Origin of the sequence: Mucilaginibacter polytrichastri (genome assembly GCF_001911425.1) — a bacterium.
In the GTDB taxonomy this organism is placed as follows: Bacteria; Bacteroidota; Bacteroidia; order Sphingobacteriales; family Sphingobacteriaceae; genus Mucilaginibacter; species Mucilaginibacter polytrichastri.
In genome coordinates this window covers 4348588-4375075 of the sequence record NZ_MPPL01000001.1, presented here as the reverse complement: position 1 = coordinate 4375075, position 26488 = coordinate 4348588, and the positions used below count along the sequence as shown (strand labels likewise).

Genomic DNA, 26488 nt, shown 5'->3' with positions numbered 1-26488 from the left:
TAAAATTACAGCCAACGGGTCATAGGCTAATAAGAATATTCAGAAACTCACCTGCACTTATAATTCTCACAGCAGGGAATTTTAAATTCTTTATGATGTTGAAGTGAGCATCGTTAGTGACTAAATAATCAACATTAGAGGCTACTGCCACATCAAAGAATTTATTGTCATCAGGATCAGCTTCGATTGCTTCCCATTTGTAAAATATCTGCTGAATAGAAACATCCGGTGATTCTATAAAAATTTCTTTTACAAAGTCGGCGATACCTGGAGCAGAATGTTGAATAAGAATTTCTTCATATTCATGAATAATGTCCTCTGAAATAATGAGTTGATATTTACCCTCAATAAAGGCATTCCAGATGGGCCTGTATTGACTTCTTCGCCCTATAGCAACTAATAGAACATTAGAATCCAATACAATTTTCATTGGATTTATTTAGAAGTACGGAAATGGCCTTGACTTAACTGATTATAAGTATCCTTATCGATACCTTTTTCCTGTTCCCATTGATCAAGAGTTGCGTCCATTTTTTTTGAAAGAAGTTGTACTGCAAGACGGCGAATTTGGGTGAAATCTTCATTTGACAAAGGAACTTTAAACAAACGAAGCATCATTACCTGTTGTTCATTTAACGAATCCATAAGTGCTTCATTACCCTTCATGTATTCAAATTTAAGCATTAACAATTGTAAATGCTAATCCTTTAATTTCCCTAAATCATCAATATTATTTAACTTTCTTACCAGTACCCTTTGGGTTTGGTACTTTATAAACTATCCCCCATTGCTGTACATAATATTCCAAAGGCGCCAATCCTACAGCTGCACGCCGATTATTTACATTAGGCTCATCCTCAATAGGATCTATATAGTATTTACCTGTTTTAGTGTCTTGCCCAATCTGGCTGCCATAAAGTTGCTTGTTGCCGGCCTCTAATGCAGCCCTGTCTTCCATCAATGCAAGGTCTGGTGCCTCTGCCTGCCCTTTTTTAACGGCCTCCCGCATCATGGGCAAATATTTTGTACGGGTATCTTTATCCGCGTGCTGTATAACCAAAAATAGGGTCATGTTACCGGCCCTGCCTATTATATCGGGGCCAAGCCAACCATATTGGTCTAATATAGCTTCAACTTTTATTAGGTTAACAGAATCTTTACTATTTATAGCAGCCCATAAATCATTGAGTTCTTTTGAATTAATGCCGAATTTCTTTTGTACCGAATCGAGCTTTAACCGGCTATTTTGATCATCACGGTATATGGTATCCAACTCCTTTACCAAAGGCATATTATACCCGGCTTCTGCCACTATACGGTTCCCGTTCACTCTTTTTAATAGAGGAAGCCATCGTTTATCTGAAAAAAGTGACATCATATCCATATCCCGAAAAAGGTGGTTGCTATTGCTGTAGTCTAATTTCTTAACCAGGTACTCCAAACTTGCAAAAGCGCTATCCGGCACATTGGCCAATGCCCAAGAACAAGCCGCATTATAACGATCAGTATAAGTTCCTTTCCCTTTGGCTACCTTAAAGCCATTTGAATAAGCCATACCCGAAGCCTGGTAATTTTTGGCTTGATACAACGAGTCGGCTTTATGTATGTACCTGTGATATTGTATTGGGAAATTCTGAGCATTGGCTGTAAATGATAATGCACAAAAACAAACGCCTAAAATGATAAGCTTAACAGAATTGGTTAACATAGTCTATAAAAATAAAAGGTGTTAGATAATGCAATCTAACACCTTTTAACTAAATAATTAGTTTTTATTTCACATTTATCTTCATCTCTTTAGCCAGAAACTTACCTGTAAAGCTTTCTTTTACCTTACATAAGCCTTCAGGCGTACCGGAGAATAGGATAGTGCCACCACCAGATCCGCCTTCGGGGCCAAGATCAATAACGTGGTCTACCACCTTAATTACATCGAGGTTGTGCTCTATCACCAAAACGGTGTTGCCTTTATCAACCAGTTGCTGCAGTACGCCAAGTAATACGTTAATATCCTCAAAGTGTAAGCCGGTAGTAGGTTCATCTAATATGTAGAAAGTATTCCCGGTGTCTTTTTTCGATAATTCGGTAGCGAGCTTTACGCGCTGTGCCTCGCCACCGGACAGGGTTAAGGAAGACTGGCCTAAAGTAATATAACCCAAGCCCACGTCATTCAGTGTTTTTACCTTGCGGTAAATAGATGGGATGTGTTCAAAGAAAGTTGTAGCATCCTCAATACTCATATCCAACACATCGCTGATAGATTTACCACGGTAACGCACTTCCAGTGTTTCGCGGTTATAACGTTTACCGCCGCACTCTTCGCAAGGTACGTGTACATCTGGCAAAAAGTTCATCTCGATAAGCTTCATACCAGCACCCTGGCATGTTTCGCAGCGGCCACCCTTAACATTGAATGAGAAACGGCCGGGTTTATAACCACGTATCTTTGATTCTGGCAACGCCACATACAGGTTACGAATATCTGAGAATACACTGGTATAAGTAGCCGGATTTGAACGCGGTGTACGGCCAATAGGTGTTTGATCAATCTCGATCACCTTATCGATATCTTCCAGGCCTTCTATCTTTTTGTAAGGCAGCGGATGTTTCTTAGCCCTGAAGAAGTGGTGATTAAGCACCGGGTACAAAGTCTCGGTAATTAAGCTTGATTTACCACTGCCCGATACGCCGGTAATGCCGATCAGTTTCCCTAAGGGGAAAGTAACCGATACATTTTTAAGGTTATGGCCTGTTGCGTTTTTCAGCGATAAGGTTTTGCCATTGCCTTCGCGGCGTTTTTTAGGGATGGCAATTTCGCGCTCGCCGTTTAAATATTGCGTGGTCAACGTATGCTTGGCCATCAGTTCGGCAGGTGTACCTTCGGCAACAATTTGCCCGCCGTGTACGCCGGCAGCCGGGCCCATGTCAATTACATAGTCGGCCTCTAATATCATGTCCTTATCGTGCTCAACAACCAAAACGGTATTGCCCAGGTCGCGCAGGTTTTTAAGTGCATTAATTAAGCGGTCGTTATCGCGCTGGTGCAGGCCAATGCTCGGCTCATCCAGAATGTACATTACATTCATTAGCTGCGAACCGATCTGGGTAGCCAAGCGAATCCGCTGTGCTTCACCGCCTGATAGGGTACGCGCGGTACGGTCGAGCGTTAAATAGCTCAAGCCAACATCAAGCAAAAAGCCGATACGGGCGCGAATCTCTTTCAGGATCTCTTTACCGATGATGTTCTGACGATCATTAAGCCTATCTTCCAACCCTTCAAACCAAGCTTGCAGCGTGGTGATATCCATGGTAGCCAGCTCAAATATGTTTTTATTGTCTACCTTAAAGTGAAGCGACTCTTTTTTTAACCTTGCCCCGGCACAAACCGGGCAAACTTTAAGAACGCGGTAAGCCTCCATATCATCAGATATATCTTCGCTGCGTTTTTCCTGCTGCTCTTCCAGCATGCGGATCAAGCCGTCGAACGTTACCTGGTAGCTTTGTACATTCCATTTGTTGTACTCAACCGCCACAGTAATCACTTCGTGCGAACCATTAAGGATAATGTCCAGCTTTTCGCGCGGTAGTTTCTCAATCGGTACAGATAATGAGAACTCGTACTTTTTGGCCAGTGCTTTCAATACCTGGAAAATCCAGGTTTCTTTATACTCACCAATTGGCGCCAAACCACCGTTCAGGATGCTTAGTTTCGGGTTTGGGATAACCGAGTTTTCATCCACCTCGAAGATATAACCAAGGCCGTCGCATTTTTCGCAGGCGCCATAAGGCGAGTTGAACGAGAAAGTATTAGGCTGAGGTTCATCATAAGAGATGCCCGAAACCGGGTCCATCAGGTATTTACTAAAATAGGATACGTTACCATCTTTATCGCTTACGCGGATAATTCCCTTCGCCGTTTTTAATGCCGACTGGATAGAGGTATATAAACGCTTGCTATCCTTATCAGTAACCACCAAACGATCTACCACAATATCAATATCGTGAATCTTGTAGCGGTCTACCTGCATTTTAGGCTCCACATCTATAATAGCCCCATCCACCCAAACCTTTAAAAAGCCCTGCTTACGAATCTGCTCAAACAATTCGCGGTAATGCCCTTTACGGCCTTTAACCACCGGTGCCAGTATGTTAACCGGCTGCCCATCAAACCGGGTAAGGATGGTATTATAGATCTGGTCTTCAGACATACGCTCCATCTTCTCGCCCGTAACGTACGAATAAGCTTGGCCGGCACGCGCAAAAAGCAAACGCATAAAGTCATAGATCTCGGTAATGGTTCCAACAGTCGAACGCGGATTTTTGCTGGTAGTTTTTTGCTCAATGGCAATAACCGGGCTAAGGCCCGATACCTTGTCAACATCAGGCCGTTCCATACCGCCCATAAACTGGCGCGAGTAGGCCGAAAATGTTTCCATATAACGGCGCTGCCCTTCGGCATAAATGGTATCAAATGCCAGCGATGATTTCCCGCTGCCACTCAACCCGGTTATAACAACCAGCTTGTTGCGCGGAAAGGAAACATCTATATTTTTTAGGTTATGTACCCGGGCTCCAAAAACTTCAACTTCACTTTGCTCGCCCAGATCTACCGTAATTTCATTCATAGTTTATGTCAGAAAACATTAGTAACCCTGCCACCACAACTTGGTTTTAAAGCCTGTTGTAAATAGCAGAAAAAGAGGCACAAATATACAAAAAAAAGGTCGCTTTGCTGTTCTGCAAAGCGACCTTCAAATGCTCCGTAATAATTTTACTTTTAGTTTACAGCCAGCAATTCTGCAGGCTGTAAATAAGAGGCATACACGTTATGGTAGCCATAGTCTTTGGGTTTTTTGATCACCTCTTTCATGGCAATCAGCTTGTAAACATAACTTGCTGTTTCACGGTTAAGGCTCATATAATAATAGTTGCCCTGGTTTTTGTGATTAATAGCATGGCGTATGCGTGGCGAGCCGCCGTTGTAGGCCGCCGCAGTAAGCGTCCAGCTGTTAAAAACGCCGTAAAGTTCGCGCAGGTATTTACAAGCGGCAATGGTAGATTTGCGTACGTTTAAACGATCATCCTGCCCACCGCCAACCCGCAGGCCGTAATCGCGTGCGGTTTGCGGCATAAACTGCCATAAACCAGCCGCTCCTTTAGGAGATACGCCTGACTTTAAACCAGATTCTACAAGCGGGATGTACTTAAAATCTTCGGGGATGCCATACGCACGTAGTATGGGTTCAATTATTGGAAATAATTTACTGGCCTTTTTATGAAGCACTACAGACCCCACGGTATTATAGCTATGCCGCCAAAGGGATACTTTGAACTTCCTGCCCACCTTTTTGTTGGTAACAGGGATAGCTTCGTGAGCAAAATTGTAGCCTTCGCTTTCTTCCGGGCGTAGCGCTATGTAACCTGCAAAGCGGGTACTTTTAACTACGTTCTTACTTTCAGTTGTACTGCAGACAAACAGTTTCAAAATGACAACCGACACCAATATTACGGAGCACGTAAATAAGTGTTTCTTAATCATTCAATCTATTTTAATTCAACATTTGGCTTAGGTTTGGCTGCAAAGGTAAGTATATTATGCACAATATCAAGCAATTGCAAAACAGCCCCTGTTAACACCGTGTTGAAAACTTTGAAAAACAGCGTTTTAAAGTATGATAGGCATAGATTTTTTGTTAAAAAATTTCTTTTAACTTTCATTAATTGTTGTAACTTTACCCTCCCGCTGAGATAGCGTTAAACAAAAAAGTATGGCTTTTAGAAAACCAGGCAATAGTCGCGACGACAGGCCTTCAGGATCTTCAGGTAGAAATGCCAAAGACGGAAAGAAAGATTGGAACAAACCTTCAGATTCCAGATCATCCGCACCAAAATCAAACAACAAAAACGGTAGTGATTCGCCACGTGCAGGCCGCAGGCCAAATACGGGCTCAGCAGATCGCGCAAGCAATACAGACAAACCTTATGGTGATCGTCCGTCTCGCGGTAATTCGTCAGACAGGCCTTACACTGGCCGTCCGGAACGTGGCGCTTCAGACAAGCCGTACGGCGACCGCCCGTCAAGGGGCACCTCATCAGATCGTCCATACAGTGGCCGACCTGAACGCAGCGCTTCAGACAAACCTTTCGGCGAACGCCCAAAACGTACTTCATCAGACAGGCCATACAGCCCACGTGCAGAACGCAGTGGCGGTGATAAGCCTTACGGCGACCGCCCATCACGCGGTGCATCAGATCGCCCATACAGTGGCCGGCCTGAACGCAGCAGCGAAGGTGGCGAAAAATCATACGGCGACCGCCCATCATCACGCGGTGGATCTGACAGGCCAACCGGCGACCGCCCTTACCGCAAGCCATCATTAGGCGAAAAAAGCTTTTCACGCCGCCCACCATCAACCCAGCGCCCGCAAACGGAGCAGGTTCCTGGTAAAGACAACCGTGGTTATACCAAAACTTACGAAAAACGCGAAAAGTCACGCCCGGGCGATTATGATGCCAATGGTAACAAACCAGAGCGTACTTTAAGAGCTAAAAAACCAAGCACTACTACAATAAAAGACGACGGCTTAATGCGCTTAAACCGTTACATCTCTAATGCAGGCATCTGCTCTCGCCGTAAGGCCGATGAGCTGATTATGGCCGGTGTAGTTTCGGTTAACGGCGAAGTGATATCTGAACTGGGCCACAAAGTTGATCCTTATAAAGATGTGATCAAATACAACGGCGAAACCTTAAAGCGTGAGAAAAACGTTTACGTATTGCTGAACAAACCAAAGGATTATCTGACCACTACTGATGACCCGATGGAACGCCGTACCGTAATGCAATTGGTTGATAAAGCCAGCAAAGAACGTATTTACCCTGTTGGCCGATTAGACCGTAACACAACCGGTTTATTATTAATGACCAACGATGGTGATTTAGCGGATAAATTATCCCATCCAAAAAATAACATCTCTAAATTGTACATGGTTGAGCTTGATAAAGGCTTAATACAAGGCGATTTAAATAAGATAGGCTTTGGCCTTGAGCTGGAAGATGGTTTTATAAAACCAGACTCGGTATCATACGTAGCCGGTGGTACCAAAAAAGAAGTGGGCATCCAGATTCACAGCGGGCGTAACCGTATTGTTCGCCGCATATTTGAGCACCTGGGTTACGAAGTTGTAAAACTTGACCGCTCGGTGTACGCCAACCTTACCAAAAAAGACTTACCACGCGGACGCTGGAGATACCTCGACGAAAAAGAGGTGATCCAACTGAAACATTTGGTTTAATAAATATTGAAACTGCCCGGTGAGAACCGGGCAGTTTTCGTTTAGCTCTCCTTTGTCATTCTGAGTGTAACGAAGAATCTTCTTCGAGAGGACAAATCTTAGCGCAGAAGATTCTTCGTTACACTCAGAACGACAAGTGTTTTTTTTACTAATTTGCGTCCCAATAAATAAATGCTGCCTCTATGAAAAAATTACTGTTTATTATAATGCTACTGGCTTCGGGTTTAACTTATGCCCAGAAACCTGCTCCAAAAACCTTCGATCTGGTTATCGGTACTTACACCAAGGGCACTAGCAAGGGTATTTATGTTTACCGTTTTTATACCGAAACCGGCCGCTTGGCATATCTAAGCCAGGTGGCAACTAGTAACCCATCTTACCTGTGCGTATGCAGTAACAACAAATTTGTTTATGCTGTAAATGAAGATGGTAAAGATGGCGGTGTTAGCTCGTTTGGTTTTGATGCTAAAACAGGCATATTGCAACCCATTAACAGCCAGCCTTCGCAAGGGGCAGACCCATGCTATATATCGGTAGATAAAGCACAGAAAAATGTTTTTGTAGCCAACTACTCCAGCGGAAACTTAAGCGTATTGCCCATTAATACCGATGGATCGTTAGGTGTGGTAAAGCAAAATATTAAAGATGAAGGTAAAGGCCCTAATGAAGCCCGCCAAGAGGGCCCGCATGTACACACAGCAGTATTATCGCCAGATGAGAAATATGTATTTTACAGCGACCTGGGTACCGATAAGCTAAATGCTACCCGTTATAAGGCATCAGATGCGCAACCGTTAACCCCGCTGCCCGAGAACCTGACTACTGTAATGGCCGGTAATGGCCCGCGCCATATTGATTTTTCGCCCGACCATAAATATGTATACCTGATTACAGAAATGGGCGGTAATATTTACAGCTTCGAATATCATGGCGGCAAGCTAAAACAAACCCAGTCTATCACCATGCTGCCAGACGGTTTCACCGGCGAAGTAGGTGCTGCCGATATCCATGTATCGCCCGATGGCCGGTTCTTATATGCATCAAACCGTGGCACAGCAAATGATATTGTAACCTTTGCTATTAATAAAGATAATGGCCAGTTAACGTATGTAGATCGTGTATCGAGCCTGGGTAAAGGTCCGCGTAATTTTGTGATAGACCCTACAGGTTCGTTCCTGCTGGTTGCTAACCAAAACAGCGATAGTGTTGTTCTTTACAAAATAGACAAAACCACAGGTAAACTAACCACTACCGGAGCCCGCTTAAGCATTGGTAACCCGGTATGTTTAAAGTTTACGCCGGCGCAATAGGTTATTTTGTCATTCCGGGTGCTAACGACGAATCTTTTTCGCTTTGTAAAGCCTTGTTGTGCAAAACGTAGAAAAATTCTTCCGAGGTTCCGAACAGCAAAAGAATTAATACCAAGAAGGGCTTTCCACTTAGGATGGCCTTTCTTGGTATATAAGGACAATTTGTTTTTCAATAAACCTTTTGCTTTCGCCAAACAAACCTGTTAATTGTTACTTTTAACAATATGCAGCCTTTACTCACCGCCTCGCAAATTCACGAAGCCGATACTTATACCATTAGTCATGAGCCCATCTCATCTATCGATTTGATGGAGCGTGCCGCCAAGGCCTTTGAACAGGTATTTACTGCTCGATATGGCGATATAGAAAAATCAATTGCTATTTATTGCGGTACCGGAAACAATGGGGGAGATGGCCTGGCTATTGCGCGCTTGCTTACCGATTATGGCTTTGAAAAGGTGGATGTTAAGATTGCCCGCTTTTCTGAAAAGACATCAGTTGATTTTAATACTAACCTCGAGCGTTTGCAGCAAACTGGTGTTATTATTAAGGAGTTTAAATCAACGGCAGAATTAATTATAGAACCGGCCGATATCATCATTGATGCCTTACTAGGCAATGGCCTTAACAAGCCGCTTACCGGCGAGTACGCCCAGTTGGGTCAGCAAATTAATAGCTGGGGTAAAACGGTAGTAGCTGTTGATGTACCTACTGGTTTTTATGGCGAAGGAGAAATTGAAGAGGTTGCTGTGGTGATCAAAGCAGACCTGGCGATCACCTTTCAGCAGCCAAAAATTAATTTCCTGCTGCCCGAATCCAAATATGCTGTTAAAAACTGGGTAGCTGTAGGCATTGGCATTAATAAAACCTACACACAGCAGCTTAATTCGCCTTATCAATACCTGGAAGAGGCGGACATTAAACAAATTTTGGAACCACGAGAGCGGTTCAGTAATAAAGGTACTTATGGGCATGCTTTAATTGTAGCGGGGCATGCCGAAACTATGGGCGCGGCATTGCTATGCTCTTCGGCTTGTGCACAGGCAGGGGCGGGGTTAACAACAGCTTGCATTCCGCAAAGTGGATTGGTTGCCCTGAATAGCTACATGCCCGAAATAATGGCTATTGTACGCGAGGGCGAGACAATACCCGAAATTGACTGGGCGAAATTTAGTACCATGGGTATTGGCCCGGGGTTAGGCAAAGATGATAATGCACTTGCCCTGCTTACAGAAATATTTACCAATTACACCAGGCCGGTTGTTATTGATGCCGATGCGCTTAATTTACTGGCTACGTATAAACAACTATGGGCCTGCCTGCCCAAAGGCAGTATACTAACACCGCATATGAAAGAGTTCGACCGTTTGTTTGGCGAGCATAAAACTTGGTGGCAGCGCCTGCAAACGGCTCAGCAAAAAGCTAAAGAACTGGAGATTTATATCGTGTTAAAAAATGATTATACCATTGTTGCATCGCCGGATGAGAAATTGTATTTCAACGCTACAAGCAATGCAGCTATGGCAAGCGGCGGTATGGGCGATGTGTTAACAGGGGTGATCACAGCTTTGCTGGCTCAACAATATTCGGCATTAGAGGCTTGTTTAGCCGGTGTTTATTTACACGGTAAAGCGGGTGATGATTTGGCCTTGCCCAATAAATTAACGGTGGTTTTGCCGGGTAGGGTAGCAGCACAGGTGGCTGCGAGTATGGCGGGTTTAATGGCTTAAAGATAAGCGGTTTTAGTATTATCAACCGCTCTTCTAACTAACTGACCATAAAGAACAAATACTGACTATAAGATGCGTTCTCTTACCAAATAGTTACAAAAAATATTAAAAATATGAAAACTATCTTTTAGGTAGAGTTTGTTCTGTCGAAAACGTGCGTTCAATGCACTGTGGGCATTTTACATTGCCTTATTTAGGATTATAACATTGTATAATCACTAGCATTAAGCGCGATTTTTTATAAAATACTCCTGATAAGGGTACAGCAAAGCCTCTTTTCTGCTTATATTTCTTAAATACTGTTGAAAAAAAGAGGCGCATGGTATACAGCCGGGCGACTCTTTCTTTTAACTTGTATCATACCATTAATAATGGTACAACATCAATGGTGAGGATTACGATACGGTTAATTCACCCCTGATGTCCATCTCCATATACTCTTTAATTTGTTTAGGGTCATCATAGTTACCCAGCAGGTACATGGCTTTGGTAATGGCGGCTTCGTAGGTCATGTCGTAGCCGTTGGCTACGCCAATGTCTTTCAGTTGCTTGCTGGTTTCGTAGCGGCCCAGTTCTACCGTGCCTACTTTACACTGCGATATATCGATAATTACCTTGCCGCTGTCAATGGCCTGCTTAAGCAGGTCTATAAACCAGGGATCGGTACTGGTATTGCCTGCGCCAAAGGTTTCCATTACAACACCCCTTACATCGGCAGAAAGAATATTTTCGACCACCTTGGCTCCAATACCGGGATATAGCTTCAATACCGCTACATCGCTGGTTAATTTTTGATGGATGATGAGTTTTTGATCTGGCTGCGGATGGCGGATATCGTTGATGCTAAACCGCAAGTGCACGCCCGACTCGGCCAGGATCGGATAATTTGGCGAGCGGAATGCCTCGAACTTAGAGGAGTTATATTTAAAAGCGCGGTTACCGCGGAATAATTTATAGTCGAAATAAATACAAACCTCGGGCACGCGTGCCAGGCCATTCTTTTTGGCTTTAGCAATTTCAATGGCGGTCATCAGGTTTTCCTTAGCATCGGTACGGATAGCGCTGATGGGCAATTGAGAACCTGTAAAAATAACCGGTTTGCCCAGGTTTTCGAGCATAAAGCTCAGGGCAGCTGCCGAGAAGGCCATGGTATCAGACCCGTGAAGAATCACAAAGCCATCCACATCGTCGTAGTGCTCTTGTATAAGCCCTGCAAGTTTGCTCCAGATAGCTGGGTTCATGTTGGATGAGTCGATAACCTCGTCAAAAGAGTGAACCTTAATGCGGCAGTTCAGCCGTTCCAGTTCGGGCACATTATCCATGATCTGCTCAAAGTTAATGGGCCTTAGTACTTTTGTTTTGGGATCGCTCATCATACCTATTGTCCCTCCGGTATAAATGATCAGTATCTGGCACATGTATTATTATGGTTTATTGATAAAATTATAAAAATAAGTCAATATTGCATGGTCATATTGCAAATATGACTTTTGAATTCTCTGTAGTAATGCGGGCAACCTCGGCAACATCAACCCGGTGCAGGTCGGCAATTTTTTCGGCCACGTATTTAAGATACGAGCTTTCGTTGGGTTTACCCCTAAAAGGTACCGGGGTTAAGTAAGGCGAATCTGTTTCTAAAACCAGGTGTTTCAGATCAATTTGCTCTACCACTTTATCCAGCCCTGCATTTTTGTAGGTAACTACGCCGCCTATCCCCAGGTAAAAACCAAGCTCAATAACTTTGTGTGCCTGCGCTACCGTGCCCGAAAAGCAATGGAATATACCGCGAAGTTTTTCATCGTTCAGCCGTTGTAAAACTTCGTAGGTTTCGTCAAAGGCATCCCGGCAATGGATCACAATGGGCAGGTTGAGTTCCTTGGCCCATTGTATCTGTAGCTCAAAGGCCTGTAGTTGCTCGTCCAAAAGGGTTTTGTCCCAGTACAGGTCAATTCCTATTTCGCCAATAGCGTATATTTTTCTCCCGGCACCGGCTTCTTTTATCTTATTGATCTCGTTTTGCCAGTTCGCTTTTACATCGCAAGGGTGCAGGCCCAGCATCGGGAAAAAGTTTTCGGGCCATCGGTCAACAATGTTAAACATCAGCTCAACCGAGGAGGCATCAACATTGGGCAAAAATAAACGGGAGATATGATTATCCAGGCACCGCTGCAGCATTTCGGCTTGTTTGCCGGCATCGGTCTCGTAATAAAAATGGGTATGCGTATCTGTGAATACCATGCTGCAAATGTAAAAAGCCTTCTGTTATTGGCAGAAGGCTTTTTGATATTTATTACTTATTTGTTTTTTTTGTCGTCGTCGTCTTTTTGGTGATCGACTTCTTGGTCGTTGTAGCAGGTTTAGCTGCCGGTGCCTTGTGCGGTGCCGGGCTTACTTTTACCAGTTCTACATCAAATACCAGCGTGCTGTATGGGGCAATATCTTCACCTGCGCCTTGTGCGCCATAGGCGAGGTTAGAGGGGATTACAAATATTGCTTTCGACCCCTGGTTGAGCAATAACAAACCTTCGTCCCAACCAGGTATAACCTGGCCCTGGCCAACTACTACCTTAATGGGTTCGTACTTGCGGTCTGGCTGTTGCAAGCCTGCTGCCTGTGCTACCGCTTTTACGCTTGTATCGAAAACCTTACCATTTAAAGTACGGCCGGTATAATTTACCAGCAGGGTATCGCCAACGGCAGGTTTACGTGCGGTTGATGGTTGGGTTATTATATATTTTAAACCACTTGGTGTAGCTTTTACAAACAGTTTATTGTCGGCAATGTATTTATTGGCATTCACCATTTCGTCTTGCTGCATTTTAGCTATGCCTGCATTTCTTTCGGCAATGGCTTCGGCTAGTGATTGTACCTTTACAATTTTAATGGCAAACACAATGTTACTTTTTGCCGGTAAAAAAGCAGGGCGCTCGGTTTCATGGCCTTTAAATACAGAATCTACGGGTACGCGTACAATAGCACTGTCTTTAACGGTTAATAATGGGAAAATATCCATCAGGTCGGCAACGTTTGATGATGCCTGCACCTTAATTTGTACCGGGTGGCCGGCAGCATACGTGCTAAACAATACAGAATCCTTCTCGGTTTTTTCAACCACCTGGAAGGTTACAATATCATCCAGTTTAATTTTAGGGCCCACGTTATGGGTTAAAACCTGGTACTGTGCGCCTTTAGGTGTTAGGGTGGTAACCTGTGCACTTGCCACTGTGCCCAGCAGGCTAAGGCCTAAGGCATATAAAAAAAATCTTTTCATGGGTATATTACAGAAAAAAGGCTGCACACTTTTGATGTACAGCCTCTTAGTTTAGTTGTTAATTATTTTGCAGCTGGCTGCCCCGGTAATACAGGTACCACTGGTTTTGGTGCATTAGGGTTTGGGTGGATAATGTTGATGATCTCTACCTCAAAAGTAAGCGGGGTGTATGGGCCAATAGCCTGCATACCACGCTCGCCGTAAGCCAGTTTAGATGGTATTACAAAAGTAGCTTTAGCACCTTTGTTTAACAGTTGTAAACCTTGGTCCCAGCCTGCTATAACACCGCCCACACCTACAGGGATGTGTATTGGCTGGTATGGTTGCATTGGGTTAAAGATTTTAGCCTTTTGAGCTGTTTCTTTATTGCTGGTATCAAATACCTTACCGTTTAAGAACCTGCCGGTATAGTTAACTACAACAGTATCGCCTTTATTTGGCACAGCACCAGTACCAGGTGTGGTAATCTGGTAGTATAAGCCAGAATCTGTTTTGGTAACATTCAGTTTGTTATCGGCAATGTATTTAGAGATCTTGCCTGCTTCTAAACCTTTTACTTTAGCAGCTTCGCCTTTAAAGTAATCGTCAATTTTGGCAGCAAAAAGCTGATCTGTTAATGTGCCTTTTTGAATTACCTTGTTAATTTTAACCTCGTAAATAATGTATTTACCTTTAAAACCCGGGGGCTTAGGCAAATTCTTTTTAAATAACGAATCGGCATTGATCTTGATCACCGCGCTATCGCCTTCGCTCATCATTAATAAAGCAGAGTAAACATCACCCTTGTACGGCAATTTAGCCGGCATTGGGAAAGCTACCGGTTTACCGGCATCATAGCTGCTGTATAATACAGAGTCGCCATCGGTTTTGGTAATAATGTTGGCGCTTATAAAGTCGCCACCTTTAATAACAGGCGTTGTTTTGTCATCAACGATATTATAAAGTAATCCGCCGTCTCCTTGTTTAAATCCACCGTTACAGCTGGCAAGGCCAATAGCTGCAACCGCAAAAACGATTAAGTTTTTTTTCATTTCTATTGCTTATTGTATTAAAAGTGTTTTATAATTTGGTAATAGTGCTTTAAATTGTGCAATTACATTTTCGAGTGTATCATCACTTGCGCCCCCGGCTGCATTACGGTGGCCACCGCCATTGAAATACTTTTTACAGATCTCGTTTGCCGGAAATTCTCCCCGCGATCGTAAAGAAAGCTTTACCTTATCCTTACGTTGTACCATAAAGGCTGCCAGCTTTATACCCGAAATAGATAATGCATAGTTAACAATACCTTCTGTATCGCCGGTGTTAATATCATATTTTTTTAGCTCTTCTTCTGTAACAGAAATATAAGCGGTGTTAAACTCTTGTAAAACCACTAGTTTGTTAGCTAAACAATGCCCCAGAAAGCGTAAACGGTTTTCGGTAGCGCTATCGTATACCAGTTCGTGGATTCTCCAGTTAACTGCGCCAGCATCAATCAGATCTGCAACTACGCGGTGTACTGCCGCTGTAGTATTTGGTAAACGGAACGACCCCGAGTCTGTCATGATACCGGTGTACAAACAGGTAGCTACATCCTTGTTAACCAGAGCTTTATCGTTAAGCTCGGTGGCAATAAAATCGTATACTAATTGTGCCGTAGCACAGGCATTAATATTCCAGTAACGATAATCGTCAAAATCCTGTGGTTCCAGGTGATGATCGATCATTATTTTATAGGCACTGCTGTTTTGTACCTGCTCACCCATTTCGTTGATACGGCCAAGGGCATTAAAATCTAAACAGAAAATTAATTGGGCCTCGGCAATCAATTGGTTCGATTGTTCTACAGTATCGGTATAAATGATTACCTCTTCGTTACCCGGCATCCAATCAAAATACTGCGGATAGTCTGTTGGGGTAATTACTTTGGCGTGGTGCCCACGTTGTATTAAATAATTATATAAGCCCAGCGACGAACCTAAAGCATCACCATCGGGTTTATGATGGGTAGTGATAACTATTCTTTTGGGCTGCTCTAAAAGGGCTGCAAGCGAAGCAATATCTAACATTAATCAAAAAAAACGAAGTGCAAAGCTAATTAAATAAATTAAATAGCAATTAGCTTTATTTCGGTTAAACTCTTTAATTATCAGCATAAAGAGTTATTTTTGCGGCAATTTTGCAACACTATGGAAAATAATAGAACTTTTACAATGATTAAACCCGATGCCGTTGCTAACGGACATATCGGAGGTATTTTAGACCAGATCATCAAAGCCGGATTCAGTATAAAAGCAATGAAGTTAACTTCACTTAGCGCCGAAAAAGCGGGTGAGTTTTACGCGGTACATAAAGAACGCCCTTTTTATGGCGACCTTGTTAAATTTATGTCTGGCGGACCAATTGTGGCAGCTATTCTTGAAAAAGACAATGCTGTTGAAGAGTTCCGTAAGCTGATTGGTGCTACTGATCCTAAAAAAGCAGACGAAGGCACAATTCGTAACCGTTTTGCAGAATCTATCGAGGCTAACGCTGTGCATGGTTCCGACTCTGACGAGAATGCGGCTATCGAAGGCAGCTTTTTCTTCTCGGCTTTCGAGAGAGTTTAATTGCTATTTCTCTTAAGGAAAATTTTATAACGAGTGGTAAAATATCACTCGTTATTTTTGTTTGTAGTGGGAAATAAAAATAGTTATCGTAGCTTTACTTTAGTGCATAGGTAACCAATTATTTGTACACTGATAACCAAATAATACCCCGAACTAACTAATTTTATAACACTACAATAAAATAGCTGCGATGAACAATTTTAAATTAGTACTGAGATATTTTATTTATATAGTTACCTTCCCTTTACTTATTATAGGCGGGCTCGAACTGTTTGCTAACCACCCGGAAGTGCAACTGGCATTTTGGGTACCAGGCATTATGCTTATTGCCTACTCTGTAATTCGTGATGATGTATTTGCGCGTTTACGCCTGGTTAAAGGAAGATAATATCCTCAACAAGTACCGAGCCTGAGCGCTCATTGATGTTCCCTATAATTTGGGTGCGGATAAGCATCAGCTCATTTTTTATAACCGAAGATTCTATTTTCAGAAAGAGCTTTTTATCACGGATGAAAAGCTCTTTTGTTCTGTTAGCTACAGACTTACCCACCAGCTCGGGCCATAAGGCCGAGATCCCGGTTTCATCAAACTTGCGTTTTATCTTGTATACCTGCATCATTTGCTCAATAGCATCTTTCAGGGTTTTATCGTTAGTCTTGCGCATTTACTTCTCCTCCGGTTACTTTAAATAACTTATAATTTACTTCAATGCCGTTTAGCACGCCGGCAACGCGCTGTTCGCTGGTATCGGTTATAAAAACCTGCCCAAAATTATGGTCAGATACCATTTGCATCAGTTTGGTAACCCTAAACTCGTCAAGCTTGTCAAAAATGTCATCAAGCAACAGCAATGGCTTAAATCCTTTTTGCTGATACAGAAAGGTGTATTGTGCCAGCTTGAGGGCTATCAAAAATGATTTTTGCTGGCCCTGAGAACCAAATTTCTTCATCGGCATGCCGTGGATGCTAAACAGCAGGTCGTCGCGGTGGATGCCTGCCGATGTGCGTTGCAGCACCCGGTCGCGGTCGGCATATTTTACCAGCAGGTCGGCCAGGTTATCCTGTAATAACTGTGACTCATAAACCAGTTCTACCTGCTCGGCTTCATTGCTGATGAAATGGTAGTGCGCATTAAATATCGGGGTAAACACATCCATAAAAGCTTTGCGCTTTTCAAAAATGCGGGCCCCCAGGGCAACCAGTTGTTCATCAAATACTTCGAGCAGGCTGATGTCAAACCTGCCGCTTTCATTCATTCGTTTTAAAACTGCATTACGGTTGATCAGGATCTTATTATAGGCAATCAGTTCGTCGAGGTACTGGTTGTCGGTTTGCGAAATCACGTTATCCACAAAACGGCGGCGTTCTTCGCTGCCCTCTATAATAATAGATACATCATACGGCGAAACCATTACCAGCGGAAACAAGCCAATATGATCTGCCAGGCGCTGATAATCTTTTTTATTACGTTTAAACTGTTTCTTTTGGTTGCGCTTTACCGAGCAGGCCACGGTATCAGTCTGCTCGTTTTTCATAAAGGTGCCGCTTACCATAAAAACGTCAGTGCCCTGCATTATCTGCTGGGTATCTATCGGGTTAAAATAGCTTTTACAAAGCGACAAGTAGTGGATGGCATCCAGCAAATTGGTTTTACCCGCGCCGTTATTGCCTGTAAAAGCATTAACACCGGGGCTAAGCTCCAGCCTGGCTTCGGCGTAGTTTTTAAAGTTAATAACAGATAATTGCTGCAGGTACATAATAAGGTTTCAAAGTTAGCAATTAGCCGTATGGTTTTGGGTAATGTGTATATTTAAACTGGTAAGATACTTTATGGTTATTTAGTAGGATATACTATCATTATAGCCAAAGCTCCAAAACTTCTTCTTAAAATGGATAGGGTAGTACAAAGCATGTTGCCTCAAAAAAAGTAACAATTCTACATAAACGTGAATTTTTTACGTCGAAAAAACAATATTACACTGCTTTATACGTGGCTTAACATGCTAAGTATAACTATTTAACTTAAAAGCTATTGTATAAAATTTATAAAAACGTATTTTTGCACTCCTAATTTCAAAATAAAAATGTCGAATACTCAGGTGAATACTAAAGTAGAAAACCAAACAAAAGATGCTGGGCATACCGGAAACTTTGTGCGCGAGAACCAAAAAAGCCTAACATTTATTATTGCAGCCGTAGTTGCACTGGTTGTTATTTACTTTGTTTATCAGAAAGTATACCTGGGCCCACGTGAAACCCAAGCCGCAGATCAAATGCACGTAGCGCAAGATTTTTGGGCGAAAAAAGACTGGGATAAAGCTATTAAAGGCGATGCCGGTTACCCTGGTTTCGAAAAAATCATTTCAGACTATAGCAATACAAAAGCCGCTAACCTGGCTTATTACTACCTGGGTATAGCTTATTTAAACAAAGGCGAATACCGCAAAGCGGTTGACAACTTGGGTAACTACCACGGCGATGATTCGATGGTTGCTGCCGAAGCTTTAGGTGGTACCGGTGATGCTTATGTAGAGTTAAAAGATTTGGATAAAGCAGCAAGCTACTTTAAAAAAGCAGCTGATAAAGCTAACAACAAGTTTTTATCTCCAATTTATTTAAAGAAACTGGGCTTAGTTTACGAAGCGCAAAAAGATAACCAGTCGGCAGTTGATGCTTACAAAAAAATAAAAACCGACTATAGCGATAGCCCTGAAGGCCAGAACGTAGACGAATATATTGCCCGCGCCGAAGCAAAAATATAATGGCAACACAACTAAAAAATTTATCAGATTTTTTTGAAACCACTGTTCCCTCTGCCGCTCCGTACCGTTTTGGTATTGTAACGGCCGAGTGGAACGCGGTTATTACCAACGCACTTTACGAAGGCGCATACCAAAGCCTGATAAATCACGGTGCCGAGCCAGACAATATTTATACCTACGCTGTACCCGGCAGTTTTGAATTAATTTCGGGAGCCGATATTTTATTAAGAAATATCGTTAACTTAGATGCAGTAATTTGCCTTGGATGCGTAATACAAGGCGAAACCAGGCACTTTGACTTTATTTGCAACGCTGTAGCCAATGGTTTAAGCAATGTTGGTTTAAAATATAATAAGCCCGTTATTTTTGGTGTGCTTACTACAGATAACCAACAACAGGCTATAGACCGTGCAGGTGGCAAACATGGCAATAAGGGAGATGAAGGTGCAATTACAGCCATTAAAATGGCCGACCTGGCTGATAGTTTTAAACGCTAATACTTACACAAGATAACGATATGAAAAAAATTATTTACTTAGCACTGGTTACTGTAGCCCTGGGTTGCGTATTTACATCTTGCTCAAACAAGTTGTGCCCTGCTTACGGTTCTTACCACAGTAAAAGATAACAGTAGGCATCTGTAATAGATATAACGCATAAGCCTATCATCATGGCTCTTGGTTCTTATCTCCTAATTCTATTCTATGCCTTTTTACCATCTTTTTACATTCCAACCAAACAAGTCTGCTGTTTAGCCATTACTTTTGCATAATAATTAATATCGTATTTTATTATGAAATGGATTCCGTTGGAAAGTGCTGAGCAGGTAGGTGAAATAAAGCAGCACGAAGGTTACAGCATTATTTTTAAGCATAGTACCCGCTGCTCTATCAGTATGATGGCCCGTAAAAAATTCGAAATGGATTGGGATCAGATGCCCGGCAACATCCCGCTTTACTTCCTGGATTTAATTAAGTTTCGCAATATCTCCAGCCAGGTGGCCGAAGATTTTCAGGTTCACCACGAGTCGCCGCAGTTATTGCTGATTAAAGAAGGCGAATGCATCCTTGACCAATCGCACGGTGGTATCTCGGTAGAAGAAGCCCTGGTAATGGTTCAATAAAACTAATACAGCCTGTAAGGGCTCTTAATAAACATAAATAACAAAGCCTGTAAATCATTAATTTACAGGCTTTGTTATTTATATAAACTTTACAAGTTGTTACCAACCAAAATCAACCGTCTTTTTCAAGTCTGGGTGCAGGCTAAAGTATACAGGGCAGGTTAGGGCCGCACGCTCTAATATGGTTTGCTCTTTCTCGGTGTAAGTTTTCGGGAACTTAAAGCTTATCGCGATTTCGCTTACCCGGCGTGGGTCGGCAGCCATTATTTTAGTGGTTGATGCCTGGGTGTTATCAATATCAATACCGTGCGTACGTGCAGTAATGCCCATTATGGTAAGCATGCAACTTGTAAGTGATGCCGAAAGCAGGTCTGTTGGTGAAAACGCTTCGCCCTTACCCTGGTTATCAGTAGGTGCATCGGTAATTATTTTAGTGCCAGATTGTACGTGGGTAGCTTCGGTACGCAGGCCGCCCAGGTAGGTAGTTTCAACAGTAGCCATTATATTTAATTTTAATTAAAGTAAAACTACAACAACAGCCGTTATTATCATAAAATTGCAAGCATTATATATATGCCGGTATGAATAGCGCACCGGGGTATACTTTGCATTAATACTTTTAATTACTTTTGTGTAATGATTGATTTACCCGTAATACCGGCAAACCAAGTTCAACGCAAGCCAGATTGGCTTCGGGTTAAGCTGCCAGTTGGAAAAGAGTACGCTCATGTACGCAGTTTGGTTGATACGCATAAGCTGCACACCATTTGCGAAAGCGGTAATTGCCCTAACATGGGCGAATGCTGGGGAGCCGGTACGGCTACCTTTATGATACTGGGCAATATTTGTACCCGGTCGTGCTCGTTTTGTGCAGTGGCAACGGGCAGGCCCTTGGCTGTTGATATGGACGAACCTAACCGGGTTGCCAATTCGGTAAAGTTAATGCAGGTTAAGCACTGTGTAATAACTTCTGTAGACCGCGACGACCTTAAAGATGGTGGTTCTATTATCTGGGCAGAAACTATTAACGCCATCCGCAGGGAAAGCCCCGAAACTACGCTCGAAACTTTAATCCCCGATTTTAGGGGTAACTGGGATAACCTTAAACGCGTTACTGATGTAAGGCCCGAGGTGGTATCGCACAATATAGAAACCGTACGCCGCCTAACCCGCGAAGTACGCATACAAGCCAAATACGACCGTAGCTTAGCCTGCCTGAGCCATATTGCAGCAGCCGGTTTACGCACAAAGTCTGGCATTATGCTGGGCCTGGGCGAAACAGAGGAAGATGTTGTAGAAGCCATGGACGATATGCTGCAAGCCGGTGTACAGATACTTACACTGGGCCAGTATTTGCAGCCAACCCGTAACCACCACCCGGTTGTGGACTGGATACACCCCGATCAGTTTAAACGATATAAAGATATTGGTGAAGAAAAAGGTTTCAGATATGTAGAAAGTGGGCCATTGGTTCGGTCATCTTATCATGCAGAAAAACATTTGTTTGAAATCTGATAAATCCTTATTACATTCACACCATTGAGCCGAAAGACTAAAATATCATTAACTGAGGAGGAACTGGTACACGCTTTGCGCCACCGTGAAAAAATGGCGGCCGAGGCATTGTATGATATGTACTCTGCTTCTTTATATGGTGTTATTGTAAGGATAGTAATTGATACTGCCGTTGCCGAAGACGTATTACAAGAAAGTTTTGTCAAAATTTGGCAATCGTTTGCGAGCTACAGCTCAGAAAAAGGCCGTCTCTTTACCTGGATGGTCAATATTGCCCGAAATCTATCTATAGATAAAATTCGATCTAAAGACTTTAAGAACCAAACGAAAAACCAGGAACTTGAAAATAACGTAACTTTTATAGACGAGCAAAGAAACACGGTTTACAAACCGGAATTGCTCGGCATAAGGGATTTAGTTCAAAAACTAAAGCCTGAACAAAAGTCTATTCTTGACCTGGTGTACTTTAAAGGTTACACCCATGTGGAAGCTGCCGACGAGCTTGGCGTACCACTGGGCACTATTAAAACACGATTAAGAATGGCTATTCAGCAGTTAAGAAAAAGTTTTAATTAAAAGTGGAAGACGTAAAAGCATATATGGAATCTGGCATACTTGAGCTTTATGTACTGGGCGATATTAACCCGGACGATAAGCACCAGGTGGAAGCAATGGCTTTGCAACATCCGGCTATTAAAGCTGAGCTGGAGGCGATAGAAAAGTCGATGGAATTATATGCGGAAATATATGCTATAGAACCTTCGGAAAATTTACGTAAACAGGTACTCAACTCTTTAGTAACCAACCTGGGCGACGATAGAAATTTTAAACCCAGCCATGCATCGGCACATCAGGCTAAAGTAATTGAAATGACGCAGCAAAAGTCTGTTAATTTTTATAAATATGCATTTGCGGCATGTTTAGCTTTATTAGTTTTGAGCGTAGCCACGCTATTTGCGGTTTACAATAAATTGAAAAACACCGATAGCGAATTGGTGACCATGCAGCTGCAAACGCAAAAGTTTAGCAACAAGGTTAACCTCATGGATCATCAGTTGGATATATTCCGCGACCCGTCGTTTAAGATCATTAAACTGGATGGTACGCCTAAATCTCCTAAAGCTGCACTTGCTGTTGCCTGGAGCCCTGCCAAACAGAAAGTAATGATTGACTTGGGCCGCATGAAACTACCAGCAAATGACGATCAGCACAGTTACCAACTTTGGGCTTTGGTTGATGGCAAACCGGTTGATCTGGGTGTGTTCAATGCTGTTGATGACAGTACAGGACTGATTGAAATGAAATCAATAGCCCGTGCACAAGCATTCGCGGTAACACTCGAAGCACGAGGCGGGGTTGCATCACCAACAATGGCAAACCTGGTACTGGTTGGTAAAACAGAATAACAACACAAAAACAACATAAGGAAAACGCCCGGAGTAATTTACTTCAGGCGTTTTTTTGTGGGTAGAGATTTGTTATTCATAACAGCGTGCATCTTCTGCGATATGCTAGTATTATATACCGGGCGAAGAAGATTCTTCCTACGTCAGAATGACAAGTAGTTATTAGCCTGGGGCGACTGCTTAGTAGAAATAAAATAGGGATATTTGTAGCTGTTTTTAATGGAATAATAGTGGAACGTTCCACATGTTCCACTAGTTCCATATTGCATACTTAAAAGTCATTTTTTAAGGTATGAATTCTATTTAAAATATTAATATCCAGTAATTTAAAAGTGTTTTTAGATTAGTGCCATGTTCCACTTTTAACGACTTAAATTTATTATTACTGACAAATTGTTGTCACAAGTCTTTGCATTGATTTTGCAACGGGGCACAAAAAAGCCGGGCATTTACCCGGCTCAAATATTATTACTTAAATAAGGTATGCTATTTGTGCAGTTTACTTACAGATTTACCCGAAAGTATTACCGAACAGCTATCGCCCATATTTAATTTCAGATCGTTGGCGAAACCGGCACCAATATTTAGTGTAGCGCGATTATATAAATCAGCGTTAATATGCTGAAAGTTGAGTGCTCTGGGTCCTTTGTAGCCAGAGGAAAAATCAAATATAGCCATTGTTGAATCGCGCTGGATAATTTTAAGTGTATCAATATTACTAACCATACTCTCAACCCTAAAACCAGATTTACCTCTCATATTAACGTTAAGGCTGTTCTGTTTTAAGTCATCCCACTCGAAGTTAGTATTATTAATATTAACAGATAACAGCTGCGGCGCAGAAATGCGGATTAAAGAAGTATTGCTCATCCACTCGCGGTTAGCCCCACTTTTAGGGTTATAAACCATAGTAATGTGCAGGGTATCCTTACTTACATAAGCTTTAAAATTACTTTCATTTTTATACCCGGTCCAGTATTTAGCTATGCGCAGGGCAGAGGTTGGGGCTTGTTCAAAAACAATCTGGGTTATGTTACCGCCCTCAATTTTTAGGTGCTTAAAAGGCTGCCTCAATACGGTGTTGAAGTTCCAGTACTTGTCGTTTTTGTCAAGTTTGTTATACGCTGTTTTAAGGGCCATGTTTGATGCAAACAAGCCAATTGTAATTAATATTAGCGAAACAAGCAATATTATAGTGCTTAATTTCAGGGCTGTTCTTTTAAATATCATGATCTATTTTTCTTTAAAATTGTCGTCAATAAATTGATTATAGCGCGCTTGTATCTCCTCTAAAGGCATTTTAAGCAGGTATACATTCCTGAAAAATACAGGTAGTTCGTGCTCAATAAATTGCTCCCTGCGCAGGGCTATTACTTTAGCAATAGCGCCTTCTGCTACAAAATAACCCACGCCACGTTTGTTTACGATGATTTCGCGCTGCTGCAAAAAATCATAGGCGCGCTGTACCGTGTTGGGGTTTACTTCCATCATTACGGCCAGGTCGCGGATGCTTAAAACCTTGGCATTAAGCGGCCATTGTTTAAGCAATATCTGCTCGCACACATACTCGGCTATTTGCAGGTATATGGCTTGTTGTTCTCTAAATTCCATGTTAAATTTCTTTTTCGCGCAAGCGGATGTAAGCAGTAAGCCAAAGTATAACCGGTACTACATATTTAAGGCATGCCGTAAATCTTTTTTCAGCTTCTGGCGATACGTTGATGTTGCGGTATTCGTTCCCAATCTGCAAGCCCACACTTAGGTAGGGGAATGCCGAATTAACGTTAGAGAAAAACATACGGGCAATAAGCCAATTAACACCCATCATAAAAGCAAACAGGGCAATTATAACCATGGCCGTTTTTATAAAATTGGCCTTATTAAAATATAACGAACCCAATAGCGAAGCTCCTGCAAAGTTCAGGAAAACGTAATAATCAAACTGTACTTGCCTGTCATCAAACGGAAAAATATTGGCCGAGTTATACAAATGCTTGTAATCGGCGGTAGTTTTATCAAGGTTATTATGATAAATAGCTATTGCCATGGTATCCATTAAACGGAAAAATAGCAAGAATACAACGGTAAACAAAACGCCTGAAATGAGCACCCCGCAAAACCATTTCTCAAAGGATGATGCCGGTAGGGTTAGGTAAGCCGCGCCGCCTGCATTGGTGTTAAAATAGCTGAAAATAACGGATGACAGGATAATGCCACCACCAACATAGCCCCATGCAAATGATAGCACATGCGCATCTTTCCAGTGGTTTAAATAAACGGAAATAGAAAAAATAGTTAGCGTGGCGATTAATGAAAGCGCCATAATACCCAGCAATTGTAGGGGGCGCTCCATAATGGTTTTCTTAAACAGAAAGCCAAATCGTTGTAAGTTAAAGGTGTCGTTCATGATGATGAGGTTTAGGCGGTTTCAAATATTTTTTTGCTGAGCGAAGGGTTTTCTACAATACCATTAAAAAGGTGTTCGAGGTTTAATTTCGAATCCTCGCCTTTGGTGTTTTCTATCACAATTGCGCTTCCATGCAGGCTGCGTTCCTGGTATAATACATTGGCACCTGCAGGTATTTCGCTCACTGTTTTAAAACAAAGTTTGCCTGTAATATTGCCAACAGGCTCGTGTAGTAAAATATCGCCATTGTCTACTATAATGATATTATCGATCATGTTCTCCAAATCGCGCACCTGATGGGTTGAAATGAGGATAATCCTGTCATCATTCATCACCGAGGCAATCAGTTTTCTAAACTGCGATTTAGATGGAATGTCCAGGCCGTTGGTAGGCTCATCCATCAATAAAACCGGGGTGTTGCAAGCGAGTGCAAAAGCTATCACAAACTTTTTTTGCTGGCCAAATGAGAGCCTGTTCAGTTTGCTATCCACGTTCACTTCCAATTCTTTCAGGTATTGATAAAAGCTGTCGGAATTAAATTGAGGATAAAAAGGTGCAAATAGGTTTTTGTATTTGCGCACGGTTAGGGCCGGTACGTATACATCTTCGGGAATGTAATAAATACCCGACAAAAATGAGGGTTTGCGCTTTTGCGGCTGCATACCATTTATGGTAATGTTGCCATCGACCGGGAACAGCGTGCCCGCCATGTTTTTAAGCAAGGTTGATTTACCGGCTCCGTTTTTGCCCAGCAGCCCATAAATGCTTCCGTTTTTGATTGTGAGGTTTAGGTTTCTGTACAGCAATTTATTGCGACTATAACCAAAGGATAAATTATCAAATCGTATCATTAGTGTATTAGTTTAGTAGTACACTACAAATGTATACGTAAATTTCAATCTTCCAAATATTTTGTAAAATAATTTTTTGAATTGTGTTTGAGCAGGATCTAGGAGAGTACTTGCGCAAACTTAAACACAAACATAAAGCCCCCTCTAAATCTCCCCCGGTAGGGGAGACTTAACTTTAACCCACACGTTAATTTTTAAAGTCCTCCCTTGTGTTTCAGCAGGGTCT

At 42.3% G+C, this 26488-nt stretch carries 28 protein-coding genes; 11 read left to right on the top strand and 17 right to left on the bottom strand.

Annotated elements, in window-relative coordinates; translation table 11 throughout:
• Positions 1–19: 19 nt before the first annotated feature.
• The 5 genes from RG47T_RS18775 to RG47T_RS18755 form a co-directional block, all read right to left on the bottom strand.
• A complete protein-coding gene (locus RG47T_RS18775; RefSeq protein WP_074490991.1) occupies positions 20–430 on the bottom strand; it encodes a putative toxin-antitoxin system toxin component, PIN family in 411 nt (136 codons plus the stop codon).
• A gap of 5 nt (positions 431–435) precedes the next feature.
• The gene (locus RG47T_RS18770) at positions 436–684 is read right to left on the bottom strand and encodes a DUF8507 family protein (RefSeq protein ID WP_074490990.1); all 249 of its coding nucleotides are present in this window, start codon (positions 682–684) and stop codon (positions 436–438) included.
• Between the two features lie 46 nt (positions 685–730).
• A complete protein-coding gene (locus RG47T_RS18765) occupies positions 731–1708 on the bottom strand; it encodes a DUF6624 domain-containing protein (RefSeq protein WP_074490989.1) in 978 nt (325 codons plus the stop codon).
• Between the two features lie 64 nt (positions 1709–1772).
• Positions 1773–4625, bottom strand: coding sequence for an excinuclease ABC subunit UvrA (uvrA, locus tag RG47T_RS18760; protein ID WP_074490988.1), 2853 nt, complete (start codon positions 4623–4625; stop codon positions 1773–1775).
• 152 nt (positions 4626–4777) lie between these two features.
• A complete protein-coding gene (locus RG47T_RS18755) occupies positions 4778–5485 on the bottom strand; it encodes a lytic transglycosylase domain-containing protein (RefSeq protein ID WP_245770861.1) in 708 nt (235 codons plus the stop codon).
• A 283-nt stretch (positions 5486–5768) separates the two neighbouring features.
• Between RG47T_RS18755 and RG47T_RS18750 the strand changes: the two genes are divergently transcribed.
• The 3 genes from RG47T_RS18750 (at position 5769) to RG47T_RS18740 (ending at position 10335) form a co-directional block, all read left to right on the top strand.
• Complete coding sequence (locus RG47T_RS18750; RefSeq protein WP_074490986.1) at positions 5769–7295, top strand: pseudouridine synthase; 1527 nt, start codon at positions 5769–5771, stop codon at positions 7293–7295.
• A 182-nt stretch (positions 7296–7477) separates the two neighbouring features.
• A complete protein-coding gene (locus RG47T_RS18745; protein ID WP_074490985.1) occupies positions 7478–8605 on the top strand; it encodes a lactonase family protein in 1128 nt (375 codons plus the stop codon).
• A gap of 224 nt (positions 8606–8829) precedes the next feature.
• Positions 8830–10335, top strand: coding sequence for a bifunctional ADP-dependent NAD(P)H-hydrate dehydratase/NAD(P)H-hydrate epimerase (locus RG47T_RS18740; RefSeq protein WP_074490984.1), 1506 nt, complete (start codon positions 8830–8832; stop codon positions 10333–10335).
• A 395-nt stretch (positions 10336–10730) separates the two neighbouring features.
• Here the strand turns inward: RG47T_RS18740 and RG47T_RS18735 are convergent, their stop codons facing one another.
• The 5 genes from RG47T_RS18735 to RG47T_RS18715 form a co-directional block, all read right to left on the bottom strand.
• Positions 10731–11753: an asparaginase gene (locus RG47T_RS18735; RefSeq protein ID WP_074490983.1), complete on the bottom strand. Its 1023-nt coding sequence runs from the start codon at positions 11751–11753 to the stop codon at positions 10731–10733.
• Between the two features lie 52 nt (positions 11754–11805).
• A complete protein-coding gene (locus RG47T_RS18730) occupies positions 11806–12573 on the bottom strand; it encodes a TatD family hydrolase (protein ID WP_074490982.1) in 768 nt (255 codons plus the stop codon).
• Between the two features lie 52 nt (positions 12574–12625).
• Positions 12626–13606, bottom strand: a complete 981-nt coding sequence (locus tag RG47T_RS18725; RefSeq protein ID WP_074490981.1) for an FKBP-type peptidyl-prolyl cis-trans isomerase — start codon at positions 13604–13606, stop codon at positions 12626–12628.
• A 62-nt stretch (positions 13607–13668) separates the two neighbouring features.
• A complete protein-coding gene (locus RG47T_RS18720; RefSeq protein WP_074490980.1) occupies positions 13669–14637 on the bottom strand; it encodes an FKBP-type peptidyl-prolyl cis-trans isomerase in 969 nt (322 codons plus the stop codon).
• A 9-nt stretch (positions 14638–14646) separates the two neighbouring features.
• Positions 14647–15657: a DHH family phosphoesterase gene (locus RG47T_RS18715; RefSeq protein WP_074490979.1), complete on the bottom strand. Its 1011-nt coding sequence runs from the start codon at positions 15655–15657 to the stop codon at positions 14647–14649.
• A gap of 120 nt (positions 15658–15777) precedes the next feature.
• On the opposite strand from RG47T_RS18715, the gene RG47T_RS18710 reads away from it, so the two are divergent.
• On the top strand, positions 15778–16197 hold the full coding sequence (locus RG47T_RS18710) for a nucleoside-diphosphate kinase (protein ID WP_074490978.1): 420 nt from the start codon (positions 15778–15780) through the stop codon (positions 16195–16197).
• Positions 16198–16387: 190 nt separating this feature from the next.
• Positions 16388–16585, top strand: coding sequence for a hypothetical protein (locus RG47T_RS18705; RefSeq protein WP_074490977.1), 198 nt, complete (start codon positions 16388–16390; stop codon positions 16583–16585).
• Here RG47T_RS18705 and RG47T_RS18700 read toward each other — a convergent pair.
• Together RG47T_RS18700 and recF are read right to left on the bottom strand one after the other, a co-directional pair.
• On the bottom strand, positions 16572–16862 hold the full coding sequence (locus RG47T_RS18700; protein WP_074490976.1) for a DciA family protein: 291 nt from the start codon (positions 16860–16862) through the stop codon (positions 16572–16574). The genes RG47T_RS18705 and RG47T_RS18700 overlap by 14 nt on opposite strands.
• Positions 16849–17955: a DNA replication/repair protein RecF gene (gene recF / locus RG47T_RS18695; protein ID WP_074490975.1), complete on the bottom strand. Its 1107-nt coding sequence runs from the start codon at positions 17953–17955 to the stop codon at positions 16849–16851. The genes RG47T_RS18700 and recF overlap by 14 nt, the downstream gene beginning before the upstream one ends.
• Before the next feature lie 327 nt (positions 17956–18282).
• On the opposite strand from recF, the gene RG47T_RS18690 reads away from it, so the two are divergent.
• From RG47T_RS18690 to ytxJ, 3 genes are all read left to right on the top strand, one after another.
• Positions 18283–18960 carry a tetratricopeptide repeat protein gene (locus RG47T_RS18690; protein WP_074490974.1) on the top strand — a complete coding sequence of 226 codons (678 nt, stop codon included), beginning with the start codon at positions 18283–18285 and terminating at the stop codon, positions 18958–18960.
• Entirely contained in the window at positions 18960–19457 is a 498-nt protein-coding gene (ribH, locus tag RG47T_RS18685) for a 6,7-dimethyl-8-ribityllumazine synthase (protein ID WP_074490973.1), read from the top strand. The genes RG47T_RS18690 and ribH overlap by 1 nt, the downstream gene beginning before the upstream one ends.
• A gap of 296 nt (positions 19458–19753) precedes the next feature.
• Entirely contained in the window at positions 19754–20083 is a 330-nt protein-coding gene (gene ytxJ / locus RG47T_RS18680; RefSeq protein WP_074490972.1) for a bacillithiol system redox-active protein YtxJ, read from the top strand.
• A 99-nt stretch (positions 20084–20182) separates the two neighbouring features.
• Here ytxJ and RG47T_RS18675 read toward each other — a convergent pair whose 3' ends face one another.
• Positions 20183–20584 (bottom strand): OsmC family protein, encoded by a 402-nt coding sequence (locus RG47T_RS18675; protein ID WP_074490971.1) that lies wholly within the window; start codon positions 20582–20584, stop codon positions 20183–20185.
• A gap of 135 nt (positions 20585–20719) precedes the next feature.
• On the opposite strand from RG47T_RS18675, the gene lipA reads away from it, so the two are divergent.
• Genes lipA through RG47T_RS18660 form a run of 3 tightly spaced genes read left to right on the top strand, consistent with a single transcriptional unit; the run spans position 20720 to position 23004 of the window.
• Positions 20720–21598 (top strand): lipoyl synthase, encoded by an 879-nt coding sequence (lipA, locus tag RG47T_RS18670; protein WP_074490970.1) that lies wholly within the window; start codon positions 20720–20722, stop codon positions 21596–21598.
• Between the two features lie 24 nt (positions 21599–21622).
• Positions 21623–22174, top strand: a complete 552-nt coding sequence (locus RG47T_RS18665) for an RNA polymerase sigma factor (RefSeq protein WP_074490969.1) — start codon at positions 21623–21625, stop codon at positions 22172–22174.
• A gap of 2 nt (positions 22175–22176) precedes the next feature.
• Positions 22177–23004, top strand: coding sequence for an anti-sigma factor (locus RG47T_RS18660; RefSeq protein WP_074490968.1), 828 nt, complete (start codon positions 22177–22179; stop codon positions 23002–23004).
• Positions 23005–23490: 486 nt separating this feature from the next.
• Here RG47T_RS18660 and RG47T_RS18655 read toward each other — a convergent pair whose 3' ends face one another.
• Genes RG47T_RS18655 through RG47T_RS18640 form a run of 4 tightly spaced genes read right to left on the bottom strand, consistent with a single transcriptional unit; the run spans position 23491 to position 26262 of the window.
• Positions 23491–24234 carry a hypothetical protein gene (locus RG47T_RS18655; RefSeq protein WP_074490967.1) on the bottom strand — a complete coding sequence of 248 codons (744 nt, stop codon included), beginning with the start codon at positions 24232–24234 and terminating at the stop codon, positions 23491–23493.
• Between the two features lie 3 nt (positions 24235–24237).
• Entirely contained in the window at positions 24238–24615 is a 378-nt protein-coding gene (locus tag RG47T_RS18650; RefSeq protein ID WP_074490966.1) for a GntR family transcriptional regulator, read from the bottom strand.
• A 1-nt stretch (position 24616) separates the two neighbouring features.
• On the bottom strand, positions 24617–25411 hold the full coding sequence (locus RG47T_RS18645; protein ID WP_074490965.1) for a hypothetical protein: 795 nt from the start codon (positions 25409–25411) through the stop codon (positions 24617–24619).
• Positions 25412–25422: 11 nt separating this feature from the next.
• Positions 25423–26262 carry an ABC transporter ATP-binding protein gene (locus RG47T_RS18640; protein ID WP_074490964.1) on the bottom strand — a complete coding sequence of 280 codons (840 nt, stop codon included), beginning with the start codon at positions 26260–26262 and terminating at the stop codon, positions 25423–25425.
• Between the last annotated feature and the right edge of the window lie 226 nt (positions 26263–26488).